At 72.1% G+C, this 15168-nt stretch carries 12 protein-coding genes; 2 read left to right on the top strand and 10 right to left on the bottom strand.

What is annotated here, in order from left to right; translation table 11 throughout:
* Positions 1 to 9 precede the first annotated feature (9 nt).
* The 4 genes from CFK38_RS06430 to CFK38_RS06445 form a co-directional block, all read right to left on the bottom strand.
* Entirely contained in the window at positions 10 to 2046 is a 2037-nt protein-coding gene (locus CFK38_RS06430; protein ID WP_096802336.1) for a S9 family peptidase, read from the bottom strand.
* A gap of 42 nt (positions 2047 to 2088) precedes the next feature.
* Positions 2089 to 2994: an NADP-dependent oxidoreductase gene (locus CFK38_RS06435; protein WP_096802337.1), complete on the bottom strand. Its 906-nt coding sequence runs from the start codon at positions 2992 to 2994 to the stop codon at positions 2089 to 2091.
* Between the two features lie 55 nt (positions 2995 to 3049).
* Positions 3050 to 5050: a heavy metal translocating P-type ATPase gene (locus CFK38_RS06440; protein WP_096802338.1), complete on the bottom strand. Its 2001-nt coding sequence runs from the start codon at positions 5048 to 5050 to the stop codon at positions 3050 to 3052.
* An 88-nt stretch (positions 5051 to 5138) separates the two neighbouring features.
* Positions 5139 to 5378 carry a heavy-metal-associated domain-containing protein gene (locus CFK38_RS06445; protein WP_096802339.1) on the bottom strand — a complete coding sequence of 80 codons (240 nt, stop codon included), beginning with the start codon at positions 5376 to 5378 and terminating at the stop codon, positions 5139 to 5141.
* A gap of 151 nt (positions 5379 to 5529) precedes the next feature.
* On the opposite strand from CFK38_RS06445, the gene CFK38_RS06450 reads away from it, so the two are divergent.
* Entirely contained in the window at positions 5530 to 6315 is a 786-nt protein-coding gene (locus tag CFK38_RS06450) for a Crp/Fnr family transcriptional regulator (RefSeq protein WP_096802340.1), read from the top strand.
* A 10-nt stretch (positions 6316 to 6325) separates the two neighbouring features.
* On the opposite strand, the gene CFK38_RS06455 is transcribed toward CFK38_RS06450, so the two are convergent.
* Genes CFK38_RS06455 through glyA form a run of 6 tightly spaced genes read right to left on the bottom strand, consistent with a single transcriptional unit; the run spans position 6326 to position 14240 of the window.
* A complete protein-coding gene (locus tag CFK38_RS06455; protein ID WP_096802341.1) occupies positions 6326 to 7756 on the bottom strand; it encodes an L-serine ammonia-lyase in 1431 nt (476 codons plus the stop codon).
* Entirely contained in the window at positions 7753 to 8448 is a 696-nt protein-coding gene (locus tag CFK38_RS06460; RefSeq protein ID WP_096802342.1) for a sarcosine oxidase subunit gamma, read from the bottom strand. The genes CFK38_RS06455 and CFK38_RS06460 overlap by 4 nt, the downstream gene beginning before the upstream one ends.
* Complete coding sequence (locus CFK38_RS06465; protein ID WP_096802343.1) at positions 8441 to 11350, bottom strand: 2Fe-2S iron-sulfur cluster-binding protein; 2910 nt, start codon at positions 11348 to 11350, stop codon at positions 8441 to 8443. The genes CFK38_RS06460 and CFK38_RS06465 overlap by 8 nt, the downstream gene beginning before the upstream one ends.
* Positions 11347 to 11658, bottom strand: coding sequence for a sarcosine oxidase subunit delta (locus tag CFK38_RS06470; protein ID WP_096802344.1), 312 nt, complete (start codon positions 11656 to 11658; stop codon positions 11347 to 11349). Before CFK38_RS06470 ends, CFK38_RS06465 begins: the two co-directional genes overlap by 4 nt.
* 13 nt (positions 11659 to 11671) lie before the next feature.
* On the bottom strand, positions 11672 to 12889 hold the full coding sequence (locus CFK38_RS06475) for a sarcosine oxidase subunit beta family protein (protein ID WP_096802345.1): 1218 nt from the start codon (positions 12887 to 12889) through the stop codon (positions 11672 to 11674).
* Between the two features lies 1 nt (position 12890).
* Complete coding sequence (glyA, locus tag CFK38_RS06480) at positions 12891 to 14240, bottom strand: serine hydroxymethyltransferase (RefSeq protein WP_096802346.1); 1350 nt, start codon at positions 14238 to 14240, stop codon at positions 12891 to 12893.
* Between the two features lie 133 nt (positions 14241 to 14373).
* Between glyA and CFK38_RS06485 the strand changes: the two genes are divergently transcribed.
* Positions 14374 to 15033 carry a GntR family transcriptional regulator gene (locus CFK38_RS06485; RefSeq protein ID WP_096802347.1) on the top strand — a complete coding sequence of 220 codons (660 nt, stop codon included), beginning with the start codon at positions 14374 to 14376 and terminating at the stop codon, positions 15031 to 15033.
* Positions 15034 to 15168: the final 135 nt, after the last annotated feature.

Below are 15168 nucleotides of genomic sequence, written 5' to 3' on the forward strand. Positions count from 1 at the left end.
CACCCGCGCTCACCAGGGCAGGACCTCCGGGACCGGGTCCGCGCCCAGGACGTGCTGGTCGCAGAAGGCCAGCACCGCCTGGTTCCAGGCCAGGGCGTTGGACGGGGTGAGCACCCAGTGGTTCTCGCTGGTCAGCTGCAGGAAGCGGTGCGGCATGTCCTGCGGCTCGCCGTCCCAGGTGGACACGAGGTCCCACCACAGCCGCAGCGCCTCGCTGATCGGCACCCGGAAGTCCCGGTTGCCGTGGGTGACCAGCATCGGGGTGGTGATCGCATCGATCTCGTGGTGCGGGGAGAAGGCCCGGTACCAGTCCGGGTCCTCGTCCTCGTGGCGGTGCACCCGCATCTTCGAGGCGGCGGCGTCGGTGGTGCGGTGCTGCTGGTCCAGCGCCCACAGCCCCGCATGGGTGACGATCGCGTCGAAGCGCTCGGTGTGCCCGGCGATCCAGTTGGCCATGAACCCGCCGAAGGAGGCGCCGAGCATCGCGGTGCGCGAGGCGTCGAGCTCGGCCCGCTGAAGCACCGAGTCCAGGAGGGTCTCGCACTCGTGGAAGACCACGTCCGGCCGGCGCGGCCAGCCCCGGTTCAGCCCCGCGTCCCCGTACCCGGTGGACATCGCGGGATCCGGCATCAGCACCGCATAGCCGCGCTCGACCGCGAGCCACGGGCACCAGCGCCAGCTCCAGGCGTTGTAGGAGCCGTGCGGCCCGCCGTGGATCCACAGCATGACCGGGGCCGGCTCCTCGGCCGACGCCCCCGTGGGAAGGCACAGCCAGCCGCCCACGGTGAGCCCGTCGACGTCCGTCTCGACCCATTCCAGGGTGCCGGGCAGGGCATCGACCGCGCCCGGGGCGGGCAGCTCACGGAGCGCCGCGCCGTCCTCGATCCGCACCGGCCGGGGCGGGCCGGCGATATCGGACCGCAAGGCGAACAGCTCGCCTCCTGGGGTCGGCGCCGGCGCGGAGAACACACCCCCTGCCGCCACCCCGGTCGCCTCGCCGGTCGCCGGGTCGACGCGCAGCACCGCGCCGGAGGAGTGCAGGTCACCGGTGACCAACAGGGTGCCGTCCGGAGCCCACTCGAGGTCGGTGAGGCTCAGATCGCCCAGCTGCGCGGTGACCGGGTCGCCGCCGCCGACCGGATGGATCTCCAGGCGGCTGTAGCTGGTGTCGGTGGGGGAGGAGGCGGTCGAGCGGATCACGGCCAGGTGCCGGCCATCGCGGGAGAACAGCGGGGAGCCGAACTGTGCGGTCTCGTCCGCCGCGCACAGCACGCTGCGGCGCAGGGTCGCGGTGTCGATCAGAGTGATCGAGCTGCGGGTCTCGCCGCCGCGCACCCGCTGCGTCCACGAGGTCGCGACCGTCGAGCCGTCCGGGGAGAGATCCGCGGAGGCGGCATGGAGGGTCACGGTGCCGACGTCCGGGGTCAGATCGGTGAGGTCCCCGTCCGGGGTGACCAGCACCAGTCGTCGGCTCTCGTCGCCGATCTCGTGGTCCCACTGCCGGATCGGCATCCCGGTGTGCCAGATGGTGGTCTGCTTCGCGTCCTTGCGGGTCTTCCGGCGCTCGGCATCCTCCTCGAGGCTGCTGCCGGGCAGCACACTGGTGGCGGCGAGCATGGTGCCGTCCGCGGCGACGGAGAGCAGGGACAGTCCCGCCGCGGCGGAGGCGACCACCTGCGCCTCGCCGGTGCGGGGCAGGCGCCAGATCGCGGCGACCTCCTCGTCGGCACCGCCCTCCGGATCCGGGCGGGCGGAGCTGAACAGCAGCGTGCCGTCGGGGGCGAAGCGGGGGGAGCTCTCGCCCTTCGCGGAGAAGGTCAGCCGGCGCGCGGGCTCCCGGCCGGCCGGATCCAGCTCCCAGAGCGAGGAGACGAGCTTCGCGCCGGGCTCGTCGGCCTGCTGGATCGCGGCGACCACCCGTCCGTCCTCGCTCGCGGTCACGGAGGTCAGGCGCGGGATGCGCAGGAAGGCGTCGACGTCGGTGAAGTCGGAGAAGGTGGTGAACTCCGGGGAGTCGGTGAACGGTGCAGCTGCGGAGGAGGTCATCCACGTCACGTTACCGGAGGCGCGGGCGGCGCAGAGCGCAGGTCAGGGGATGATCACGGTCTTCCCTCGGGAGTGGCCGGCCTCCACCGCGGCGAGCGCCTCGGCGGCCCGCACCAGCGGGACGGACTCCGTGACGTGCGGGTCCACGAGCCCGTCCCGGACGAGGGAGGTGACCGCCGCCAGCGCTCCCGCCGACTGCTCCCGGCCGGCGCCGCCGAGGGCGGCGGCAGTCTCGGCATCGGCCGCGGAAACGATCGCCGCCGGGCTCGTTGCCGCGGGGGCGAGCTCGCGCAGCGGCTCCCCGCCCACGAGGTCGGCCAGCAGGTCGACTCCCTCGGGCGCCGCCTCGCGGACGCGACCGGCGACCCCGGCCCCGGAGGGCACGAAGGCGGCGCCGGTCGCCTCGACCAGCACACGCTTGGACTCCGAGGCCACACCGATCACGGTGAGCCCGTGGGCTGCGGCCACCTGCAGCGCCAGGTGGCCCACGCCGCCGCCCGCGCCGAGCACCAGCACCGCCTGCCCCGCCGTGAGCCCGAGCTGGTGGATGAGGTCGTAGGCGGTGGTGCCGGCGACCGGGAGCGTCGCGGCGTCCGCGAAGGAGATCTCCGCGGGCTTCACCACGGATCGGGAGGCGGTCAGCACGGTGTGCTCGGCGAAGGCGCCGAGACCGCGGGCGGGGGCGCCGAGCACCGCGTCCCCGACCGCGAAGCCCTCGGTGCCCTCGCCCACGGCGGTGACGACGCCGGAGGCCTCGAGCCCCATCGCCAGCGGTAGCCGGCCGCCGGTCCCGAACGCGCCCTCGCGACGCTTCCCGTCGGCGGGATTCACCCCGGCGGCCCGGACCTCGATGGCGATCTCCCCGGCCCGCGGGGCAGGAGCCTCACGCTCGGAGAGCTGCTGCCCCTCGGGGCCGCCGTAGGCGGTGACGACGAAGACTGTGGACATGGTGACTCCTCCGGTCGAGGCGCGGATGACGGTGTCGTGCGGGCGGGGGTGCCGTTCAGACAGTCTGCTCCTCCGGCGCTGTCCGTGGTGCCCGGACGGCGGGCCCTGCGGCGGCACCGCCCCCGCCCGCAGGCCGACGGTGGCGCAGCAGCCGCATCGCGTTGATGATCACCAGCAGCACGGAGCCTTCGTGGACCAGCATGCCGATCGCCATCGTGACGCCGCCCGCGAACACGCCGACCAGCAGCGCCACCACCGTGATCAGAGCGATCGCGATGTTCTGGCGCATCACGGCCACGGTGCTGCGGGCCAGGCCGATGGCCTCGGGGAGCTTCAGCAGATCGTCCTTCATCAGGGCGATGTCGGCCGTCTCGATCGCGACCCCGGTACCAGCCGCGCCCATCGCCACGCCGATGTCGGCGGTGGCGAGCGCCGGGGCGTCGTTGACGCCGTCGCCGACCATCGCCACGGTGAAGCCCTCGCTCTGCAGCTGCGTGACCACGGCGAGCTTGTCCTCGGGCAGCAGCTGGGCGCGGACCTCGTCCACCCCGACCTCGGCGGCGACCGCCTCGGCCACCCGATGGTTGTCACCGGTGAGCATGATGACCTTCTTGACCCCGGTCGCATGGAGCCGGGAGATCATCTCCTTCGCATCGGTGTGGAGCCGGTCGGCGACTGCGACCACGCCGATCACGCGGCCGTCGAGGGTGACGACCATCGGGGTGCGTCCGAGGCCGGCGAGCCGGTCGACCTCGGCGGCCGCGCCGCGGTCCTCGACGATGTCCTCGGCCGCCAGCAGCGGCAGGTTGCCGACGGCGACCCGCCGGCCCTCGAGGGTGGCGACGATGCCCTTGCCGGGGACCGGCTGGGTGTGCTCGGGCAGACCGCCGGTGGGCAGACCCTCGGCTGCGGCGGCGTCGATGAGGGGACGTGCCAGCGGGTGCTCGGAGCCGGCCTCGGCGCGTGCAGCCCAGCCGAGCACGTCGGCACGGTCCATCGCAGGATCCAGGACGGTGACGTCGGTGAGGGTGGGCCGGCCCTCGGTGAGGGTGCCGGTCTTGTCCAGGGCCACCGCGGTGATCTTCGCGCTGGTCTCGAGGTACTCGCCACCCTTGATGAGGATGCCGTCCCTGGCGCCGCGTCCGATGCCGGCCACGATCGCGACGGGGATGGAGATGACCAGCGCCCCGGGGCAGCCGATCACCAGCAGGGTCAGGGCCAGCACGACGTCACCGGTGACCAGTCCGGCCACCAGTGCGAGCAGGATGATGCCGGGGGTGTACCAGGTGGAGAACTTCTCCATGAAGCTCTGGGTGCGGGCCTTGGCGTCCTGGGCCTCCTCGACGCGGTGGATGATGCGGGCCAGGGTGGTGTCCGCGCCGATGCCGGTGGCGCGCACCTGGAGGAAGCCGCCGCCGGAGATGGTGCCGGCGAAGACCTGGTCGCCCGCGGACTTCTCGACGGGGATGGACTCGCCGGTGATGGAGGCCTCGTCCAGGGCCCCGGTGCCGCCGATGACGATGCCGTCCACGGGGACCTTCGCACCGTTCTTGACCAGCACCGTCTCATCGGGCTGGACCTGGGCGGCGGAGATCTCCACCTGCTCGCCCTCCCGTATCACCACGGCGACGTCGGGGGCGACTGCCACGAGCTCGGCGAGCGCGGAGCGGGTGCGGTTCATGGTGCCGGCCTCGAGGGCGTGGCCGATCGCGAACAGGAACGTGACTGCAGCTGCTTCCCAGTACTGGCCGATGATCAGCGCACCCACTGCGGCGATGGCGACCAGCAGATCGATGGCGATGACCTTGACCAGCAGTGCGCGCACGGCCTTGAGGATGATCGGGATGCCGGCGACCAGAGCCGCGGCGACCATGAGCAGGTCGGAGGCGACCAGAGCGGTAGGCCCGTCCAGCGAGAGGCCGAGGCCGTGCTGGTGACCGGCGCCGAAGGGGTTCACCCCGATGGACAGAGAGAGGATCGCGGCGATGACGATGAGCAGACCCGAGATGATCGGGGTACCCCACGGACCGCGCAGCCAACGGGTCGTAGCGGACATGATGTGGTGCCTTTCAAGTCGGTGCGGCGCAGGACGCGGAGCAGGATCCGGGGAAGGCGGCCGGCCCGCGGGGCCCGGCCACCCGGGGTCACAGGGCCGACAGCGCAGATTCGTAGCCTGCCGTGCCGATCGCATCGACGATGTCGTCGGTGCTGGTCACGGCGGTGTCGTGGTCGACCTCGACGCGGCCGGAGGCGAACTTCACGCTGACGCTGCTGACGCCCTCCAGCCGGCCCACCCGCTTCTCGATCTTGGCGACGCAGGAGGGGCAGCTGAAGCCCTTGGTACGGAAGAGGGAATGGGTGATGGTGGCGGGGGTGGCGGTCATGGTGAGCCGTCCTTCCGGTGTGTGGTCCTCGAGGGGCCCTCCCTCGATGTGCTCTCAACCTAGAAGGGTCCGCGTCGCGGTGGCATGACGGGGATCAATCGCCTGCTCATCACCTCTGAACAGGAGTGATGAGGCGGGATAGAGTCGAGCCATGACCATCTCGCAGCCGCCCGCCGGGACCGGGTCGCAGGGCCGGCGCACGATCCCGCTCACGGAGATCACGCTGCCGCACGAGTGCCCGCGGCCGGTGCGGCGGTACGTGCTGTCCAGGGCGCCCTATTTCCGCGGACTGGATGAGGAGGAGCTGGACCGCATCGATGCGCGGATGAGCACCCGGTCCTACGCCCCCGAGGCCCCGATCTTCCGTGCGGGGGAGGAGGCGGATTCGCTCTACGTGGTCGCCGAGGGCCGGGTGAAGCTGTCCCAGGTCACCGCCGGTGGGACCGGGACCGTCACCGATCTGCTGGTCCCCGGTGAGCTGTTCGGGGCCATGAGCACGCTCGGCGAGAGCATCCACCACCAGACCGCATCGGCGCTGGTGGGTACCTGTGTGCTGCGCATCGGCCAGGACGAGTTCCGTGCGGTCCTGGCCGAGCAGCCGCGCATCGCCCTGCGGGTCCTCGACGACGTCGCGGCCCGCCTCACGCGGGCGGAGGCCGACGTCGGCTCCCACGGCTCCGCGACCGTCGAGCAGCGGGTCGCGAGCACCCTGCTGCGCCTGGCGGACAAGCTCGGCGAGGACCGCGGCAGCCAGGGGATAATGCTCGAGGTGCCGCTGTCCCGCGCGGACCTTGCGGGGCTCGCCCGCTCCACCCCGGAATCGGTCTCGCGGGTGATGAGCCGGTGGAAGAAGCAGGGCCTGATCGACTCGGGTCGGCGCTGGACCGCGCTGAAGGAGACGGCTCGGCTCGAGGCGCTGCGGGACGCGGCGGGGTGACCCGGGGCGGTCAGCACTCGGGGACGTTCACCGCCACGTTCACGGCCAGGCCGCCCAGCGAGGTCTCCTTGTACTTCGCCATCATGTCCCGCCCGGTGTCCCGCATCGTGCGGATCGCGTCGTCGAGGGAGACCCGGTGGCTGCCGTCCCCGGCCAGCGCGAGCCGTGCCGCGTTGATCGCCTTCACCGAGGCGATGGCGTTGCGCTCGATGCAGGGGATCTGCACCAGTCCGGCGATCGGGTCGCAGGTCAGCCCCAGGTTGTGCTCGAGACCGATCTCGGCCGCGTTCTCCACCTGGGCCGGGGTGCCGCCGAGAACGGCGCACAGCCCGGCCGCCGCCATCGAGCAGGCCGAGCCCACCTCGCCCTGACAGCCGACATCCGCGCCGGAGATCGAGGCGTTGCGCTTGAACAGCATGCCCACCGCGCCCGCGGTGAGCAGGAACTCGAGCACCTGCTCCTGGACGGCGGCGGGATCCGAGGCGCCGTGCAGGAAGCGGATCGCGTAGTGGAGCACCGCGGGGATGATCCCGGCCGCCCCGTTGGTCGGGGCGGTGACCACGCGGCCGCCCGAGGCGTTCTCCTCGTTCACGGCCAGAGCGTAGAGGTTCACCCACTCGAGCTCCGCGAGCGTGCCGTGCTCGCCGAGCCCCGGCCCCGCGGCCTCCGCCTCCCGCAGCCGGCGCCGCAGCGCCGGGGCCCGTCGCTTCGTCTGCAGCGGTCCGGGCAGTGACTCCTCGCCGCGGGTGCAGCCGTTCTCCACGCATTCCTGCATCACGTCCCAGACGTCCAGCAGCGCCGTGCGGACCTCCTCGTCCGAGTGCCGGGTGCGCTCGTTCGCCTGCATCACCTCGGCGATCGAGAGGCCCGTGGTCGCACAGTGCTCCAGCAGCTCGGCGCCGTCCGCGAAGGGGAAGGGCTCCGGGGTCTGGGGAGCATCCGGCACGGGATTGTCCAGCTCGTCGGCGGTGACCACGAACCCGCCGCCGACGGAGTAGTACTCCTGGGAGACCAGCACCTCCCCCTCGGCGTCCAGTGCGCTCAGGCGCATCCCGTTGGGGTGGCCGGGCAGCGAGCTGCCCTGGTGCAGCAGCACATCGCGCTCCCGCACGAAGTCGATGTCGTGGCTGCCGTCCAGGGGGAGGCGCCCGGACTCCTCGACCTCGCGGACCACCTCCGGTGCCTCCAGGGCACCGACCGTCTCGGGGTCCCGGCCCGCCAGGCCCAGCACCACCGCGGTGTCGGAGCCGTGCCCGATCCCGGTCGCCGCGAGCGAGCCGTAGAACTCGGCCCGCACGCCCGCGGTGCCGGTCAGGGTCCCGCCCTCGTCCAGTGCACCCAGCTCGCGGGCGAACCGGCGGGCGGCCCGCATGGGGCCGACCGTGTGGGACGAGGACGGGCCCAGCCCGATGGAGAACAGGTCCAGCACGCTCAGGCTCATGGGATCGCCTCGCTCCCGAACTCCTCCATGCCGTCCAGCAGCCAGCGCACCAGGAAGTCCGCGAAGGAGGCCCGCGGGAGGATCCGGAAGGTCTCCTCGGCGCTGCGGTGGAGGATCACCGGGACGGTGCCGAGCGCGGTGACGATCGCGGTGCCGATGGTGAACTCCCGCGGGTGCAGGTCCGCGTGGCAGCTCTTCTCCAGCACCTCACGGGCGCTGTGCCCGCTCAGCTCCAGGACGGTGCGGTTGCCCGAGAGGTCGACGGCGAGCCCCGGCTTCCCCTCGAGCGCCGCGGCGCACCGCTGCTCGTCGCCGGTGCGCTGGGCCCGGGAGACGTCGACGGCGAGGAAGTCGTCCGGCGCGAGCCAGAGCACGTGGAGGCCGTCGGCATCGCCGGTGGTGCTGCCGTGGTGCGGGGGGAGCTCGAGCCCCAGCTCGCTCTCCAGCGCCCGGGCCGAGGGGGAGCCGATCTCGGCGCGCAGCCCGATCTGGACGGTGAACGGGAGCTCGCGCAGGGCGACGGAGCGCTCGCCGGTGACCTCGGCGGCGGCCATCGCCTCGGCGAGGTGGGCGACGGGGGAGCGGCGCAGCTCGTCCGCGGGGCGGGATGCCAGCAGTGCGGTGGCCTCGCCGGTGCTCAGCACCGGGTCGGCCTGTGCGGCGGTGTACGGGGACAGGGTGCGATCAGCCATCACGGCGCTTCCCTTCGGGGTCAAAGAGGATATGGGAGGTGATCTCGGCGTCCACCAACTGGTCGCCGAGCGGGGCGCGGACGATGTCGCCGATGCGCTGGTGGCCGTCCTCGATCAGGGCGAGGGCGAAGGTCCGATCCAGCACCGCGGAGCGGTACGAGGAGGTGACCTGGCCGATCATCGGCACCGGTCCGCGGTCGGGGGTGACCGGGGTGTCGGCCTCGATGATCTGGACCCCCTCCGGCAGCTTCGAGGTGCGGTCCACCGGCAGCAGGCCCACCAGCTGCTTGCGGTCGCTGCGGGCGGTGTCCTGGCGCTGGAAGGAGCGCTTGCCCAGGAAGTCCTTGAACTTCGAGACCGCCCAGGCCATGCCCGCGTCCTGCGGGGTGACGGTGCCGTCGGTGTCCTGGCCGACGATGACCAGACCCTTCTCGGCCCGCAGCACGTGCATCGTCTCGGTGCCGTAGGGGGTGATGTCGAACTCCGCCCCCGCCTCGGCGACGGCCTCCCACACGGCGAGCCCAAAGAACGCCTCGACGTTGATCTCGAAGGCGAGCTCCCCGGAGAAGGAGATGCGGCAGATCCGCGCCGGGATCCCGGAGGCCAGGGTCGACTCCTTGAACTCCATGAAGCCGAAGGCGTCATTGCTGACATCCAGTCCGGGAGCGAGCTTCGCGATCACGTCGCGGGAGCGCGGACCGACCACCGCGATGGTGGTCCACTGCTCGGTGACCGAGGTGAAGGTGACGTCGAGCTCGGGCCACTCCGTCTGGTGCCACTGCTCGAGCCAGTCGAGCACCTTCGCCGCGCCACCGGTGGTGGTGGTCATGAAGAAGTGGTCCTCGGCCAGGCGCATCGTCACCCCGTCGTCGAACAGCATGCCGTCCTCGGTGCACATCAGCCCGTAGCGGCCCTTGCCGACGGCCAGCTTCTTGAAGCCGTTGGTGTAGACGCGGCCCAGGAAGTCGGCGGCGTCGGCCCCGCGGATCTCGATCTTCCCCAGCGTGGTGCCGTCCAGGAAGCCGACCGACGTGCGCACCGCGGCGCATTCGCGCAGCACGGCGGCGTCCATGTCCTCGCCGGGTCGGGGGAAGAACCAGGGGCGCTTCCACTGGCCGACGTCCTCGAACACGGCGCCGTGGGCGACGTGCCAGGGGTGGACGGCGGTGAGCCGGGCCGCATCGTAGAGCGCGCCGCGGCGCCTGCCCGCCAGCGCCGCGAAGCCGACCGGGGCGTATGGCGGGCGGAACCCGGAGCTGCCCACCTCGGCCGGGCCCTCGTGCCCCAGCAGCGCCGCGATCACGGCGGAGGCGTTGACGCCGCTGGTCTTGCCCTGGTCGTTCGCGGTGGAGATCGAGGTATAGCGCTTGACGTGCTCGACGGAGTGCATCCCCGCGCCGATCGCGCGGGCCACGTCGGCGACGGTCTGATCGCGCTGCAGATCCACGAAGTGGGTGGTCCAGGCCTCCGGCCCGCCCTCGGGCCCCGCCACCATCCACAGCGGGCGGACGCTGCCCACCTCTGCGGGAGGAGCGTCCGGGGCCGGAAGCGAGGAGGAGAAGCCGGTGGCCTCCGCCGCCCGGATGCCCGCCGCGGTGCCGTCGGCCAGGGTGGAGGCGAGGGTCCAGGCACCGGTGGCCGCGCCGGCCATCTGCTGACCGCGGACGGTGTCCACCGGCAGCCAGGCCGCGAGGCCCTCGTCCCAGTCGAGCCGGCCCTGGCGCTGGCTGTGCAGGTGCACCACCGGGGAGAACCCGCCGGAGACGGCCAGCAGATCGGCGTCGATCCGCTCGCTCGCGCCCTGGGGTGCGCCGTCCGCGTCGAGGGAGCGGACGTCGACCGCGCTGAGGTGGCCGTCGGATCCGTCGCCCGCGGTCCCGACCACGGCGGCGCCGGGGATGGACCGCACCCCGGTCGCATCGAGCACGGCCTGCGCGGACGCGGAGAGCTCGGGTCGGGAGTCGATCACGGCGGCGACCTCGAGACCGGCCAGCACCAGATCCTCGACCAGGGTGTAGGCGCTGTCGTTCGTGGTCGCGACGACGGTGCGGGAGCCGCAGGCGGTCGCATAGCGGTTGAGGTAGGTGCGCACCGCGCCCGCGAGCATGATGCCGGGGCGGTCGTTGTCGGCGAACACCAGCGGACGCTCGTGGGTGCCGGTGGCCAGCACCACCCGAGCGGCGCGGATGTGGTGGACCCGCTGCCGGGAGACGCCGGGGCGGTCCGCGGCGGGCAGGTGGTCGGTGCGATGCTGCACCGCGACCACGAAGTTGCTGTCATAGCTGCCGACGGCGATGGTGCGCGGCAGGTAGGTGAACTCCTCGGCGGCGGCCAGCCGCTGCATGGTCTGCTCCACCCAGGTGAGCGCGTCGCCGCCGTCGATGGTGGCGGAGCGGGCACCGAGCAGGGAGCCCCCGGCGCGGGCCTGGTCGTCGACCAGGAGTGTGCGGGCACCGCTCGCGGCGGCCGCCCGGGCGGCGGCCAGACCGGCCGGTCCGGCACCGACGACCAGCACGTCGGTGTGCACGTACCGATGGTCGTACAGCGCCTCGTCGGTGCGGGGGTCGAGCACGCCCATGCCCTGGAGGTGCTCGGCCTCGAGTCCCTCGCGGACGCCGACGGTGGTGGCCGGGAGCATCGACTCGTCGACCTCCCCGGCACGGGTGCCACGCACCCGCAGCAGGGCATTGGGCTCCTCGAGACCGGCGGTGAGCACGCCGCGCGGACGCTTCAGGTAGAGGGAGGGGCCGCAGCCCGGGCGTCCGGCGGCGAGCAGGGCGCTGGCGACGGTGTCGCCCTCATAGCCCGTGAGCTCGGTGCCGTCGACGCGGAAGGTGACCTCGCGGTCACGGTCGATGCCGTGCCCCGGGGCACGGGTGGGATCCAGGCGGGTGGTGGTCACGGCTGCACTCCTTCGTGCGAGGTGGGGCCCGGCCCGGTGGCGGGGCGTGCGGAGCCGGCCGGATAGGTGGCACGGAACTCGTAGGTGGCGGTGTCGCGGATGGCGTTGAACCACTTCCGGCAGCCGCCGGTGTGGTGCCAGCGCTCGGCGTAGTCGCCACGGGGGTTGTCACGGTAGAAGAGGTACTCGGCCCACTCGCGGTCGTCCAGCGCGTAGGGGTCCTCCGGCCGGGCCACATGGGCCTGGCCGCCGTAGGCGTACTCGACCTCGTTGCGGGGTCCGCAGTGGGGGCAGTCGATGAGCAGCACGGGTGCTCCTTCCTCAGTGGGCGACGGCGGCGGCGCCGTGCTCGTCGATCAGATGGCCGGTCTCGAAGCGCTCGAGCGTGAACGCCTCGTTCAGGGGGTGGGGCGAGCCGGTGGCGATGGTGTGGGCGAAGGTCATGCCCGCCGCCGGAGTGGCCTTGAACCCGCCGGTGCCCCAGCCGCAGTTGACGAAGAGATCGTCGATCGGCGTGGTGGAGATGATGGGGGAGGCGTCCAGGGTGGTGTCGACGATCCCGCCCCAGGTGCGCAGCACGTGCGCGCGGGCGAAGATCGGGAACAGCTCGACCGCGGCGGCCATCTGCTCCTCGATGACGTGGAAGGAGCCGCGCTGGCCGTACCCGTTGTAGGTGTCGACCCCGGCCCCCATGACCAGCTCGCCCTTGTGCGCCTGGGAGACGTACACGTGCACGTGGTTGGACATCACCACGGTGGGGTGGACCGGCTCGAACAGCTCCGAGACCAGCGCCTGCAGCGGATGGGACTGGATCGGCAGGCGGAACCCCGCCATGTCGGCCAGCAGGGAGGAGCTGCCGGCGGCGGCGAGCCCGACCTTGCCCGCGTTGATGCGCCCACGGCTGGTCTCCACGCCGACGACCCGGTCGCCGTCCTTGACGAACCCGGTGACCTCGCAGTTCTGGATGATGTCCACGCCCATCTCATCGCACTTGCGGGCCAGCGCCCAGGCGACATGATCGTGCTTGGCGATGCCTGCGCGGGGCTGATAGGTGCCACCGAGGACGGGGTAGCGGATGTCGTCGGCGACGTTGAGGATCGGGCAGACCTCCTGCGCCTCCTGCGGGCTCAGCCACTGCGAGTCGATCCCGTTGAGCCGGTTGGCGTACACGCGCCGCTCGGAGTCGCGCACGTCCTGCAGCGTGTGGGCGAGGTTCATGACGCCGCGCTGGGAGAACAGGAAGTCGTACTCGAGCTCCTCGGGCCATCCCTCCCACAGCTTCAGGGCCTTCTCGTAGATCCCGGCGGACTCGTCCCAGAGGTAGTTCGAGCGGATGATCGTGGTGTTGCGGGCCATGTTCCCGCCGGCCAGCCAGCCCTTCTCGAGGATCGCCACATTGGTGATCCCGTGGACGCTGGCCAGGTAGTAGGCGGTGGCGAGGCCATGGCCGCCGCCGCCGACGATGACGACGTCGTAGCCGGCGGCGGGCTCGGGGTTGCGCCACAGGAACTCGGGGTGCTCGGGAAGCAGCTCGGCCATGTCAGGCTCCCATCTCGGTGAGGTCGGGGTACAGGGGGTGGGCGGCGGCCAGGCCGCGGGCACGGTCGCGCAGGCCGGACAGCACCGCGTCGTCCACGGAGGCCTCCTCATCGGCTGCGGCGCGGGCGCCGGCGATCAGGGTCTCGGCGATGAGGTCGGCGACCTCACGGAAGTCGTCGTCGTCGAATCCGCGGCTGGCGAGGGCGGGGGTCCCGATGCGGAGCCCCGAGGTGACCATCGGCGGACGCGGGTCGAAGGGCACCGCGTTGCGGTTGACGGTGATGTCGACGGCGGCCAGCAGATCCTCTCCCTGCTGCCCGTTCAGCGGCGAGTCGCGCAGGTCCACGAGCACCAGGTGCACGTCGGTGCCGCCGGTGAGCACCGTGATCCCGTGCTCGGCGACGTCCGGTCGGGTGAGGCGTTCGGCGAGGAGGGCGGCACCGGTGAGGGTGCGCTGCTGGCGATCACGGAAGTCGTCGGTCGCGGCGATCTTGAAGGCCACCGCCTTGCCGGCGATCACGTGCTCGAGCGGACCGCCCTGCTGGCCGGGGAAGACGGCCGAGCGCACCTTCTTGGCGATCTCCGGTTCGTTGGTGAGGATGAGTCCGCCGCGGGGGCCGGCGAGGGTCTTGTGGGTGGTGGAGGTGACCACGTGCGCATGGGGGACCGGGGAGGGGTGCAGCCCGGTGGCGACCAGGCCGGCGAAGTGCGCCATGTCCACCATCAGGTAGGCGCCCACCTCATCGGCGATCTCCCGGAATCGGGCGAAGTCGAGCTGCCGCGGGTAGGCGGACCAGCCGGCGATGATCAGCTTGGGGCGGTGCTCGCGCGCCAGGCGTGCGACCTCGTCCATGTCCACGCGGTGCGTGGTCTCGTCCACCCCGTAGGCCGCGATGTCGTAGAGGCGCCCGGAGAAGTTGATCCGCATGCCGTGGGTCAGGTGGCCGCCGTGCGCCAGCTCCAGGCCCAGGACCTTGTCCCCGGGCCGGATCAGCGCATGCATCACCGAGGCGTTGGCCTGGGCCCCGGAGTGGGGCTGGACGTTCGCGAACGCGGCACCGAACAGGGCCTTCGCCCGCTCGATCGCGAGCGTCTCGATGGCGTCGACGTGCTCGCAGCCGCCGTAGTACCGCTTGCCGGGGTAGCCCTCGGCGTACTTGTTGGTCAGCACCGAGCCCTGTGCCTGCATCACGGCCGCGGCGGTGTGGTTCTCGGAGGCGATCATCTCCAGGCCGCCGCGCTGGCGGGCCAGCTCGGCGTCGATGTGGCCGGCGATCTCGGGGTCGAGCTCGGCGAGCGTGCGGGTCAGCTCGGCCGGTACGGTCCCGGTGGGGGCAGTGGTCTGCGTCATTGCAACTCCTGAAGTACCTGTCATGAACAACTGATATATCAGTTACGAGCACACCGTATGATGGGGTTCGCGCGACGTCAACCCCTGCGGCGTCCTCTCGTCCCCGATTGTCCGCTCCTGAGGAAGGACTGCGATGACCTCCTTGCCCGTGCATGCCGATCCCGCGCTCTCGCTCGCCGAGCGGGCGTACCGCACGCTGCGGGATCGCCTGGTCGTGCTCGACATCGCTCCGGGCGATCCCCTGCAGGAGAGTCGCCTCGCCGTGGAGCTCGACGTCGGCCGCACTCCGCTGCGGGAGGCGATCAAGCGGCTCGAGGTGGATCGGCTCGTGGTCTCCTACCCGCGCCGCGGAACCTTTGCGACCGGGGTGGACATCACCGAGTTGGCGACGGTGTCCGAGGTGCGTGAGCTGCTGGAGCCCCTCGCCGCGCGCAAGGCGGCCCTGCGTGCCGACCCCGAGGTGCGGGACGCGCTGCGCGAGGCGCACGAGGGGGTCGAGAGCCTGGTGGACGGCTCCCCCTGGCGCGAGGCGATGGCCGCGGATCTGGCCGTGCACCGCCTGATCTACCGCGCCGCGGGCAATCCTCACCTCGAGGACTCCCTGATCCGGCTCGACAACCTCGCCACCCGCATCTGGAGCGTCATGGTCGACCGGCTCCCGGACGTGTCCGCGCACGTCCGGGAGCACCTCGCGCTGCTGGAGGCGATCCTCGCCGGCGATGCCGACCGGGCCGAGGAGCTGACCCTCGCTCACATCCACCACTTCGACGCGATGGTCCGCCAGGTCATCTGAGGATTCGCCGCGTCCTCGGGTCCGCTGGGCCCGGTGGGCGGGCGGTGGGCGCGGAGAACTCGTCCCGCCGATCCCTTGACGTCGGTCCCGTACGCACCTAGGTTCTATGCAACCCAGTTGCACACAAGGCAACCG

The sequence above is a fragment of the Brachybacterium vulturis genome, assembly GCF_002407185.1.
Taxonomy (GTDB): Bacteria; Actinomycetota; Actinomycetes; order Actinomycetales; family Dermabacteraceae; genus Brachybacterium; species Brachybacterium vulturis.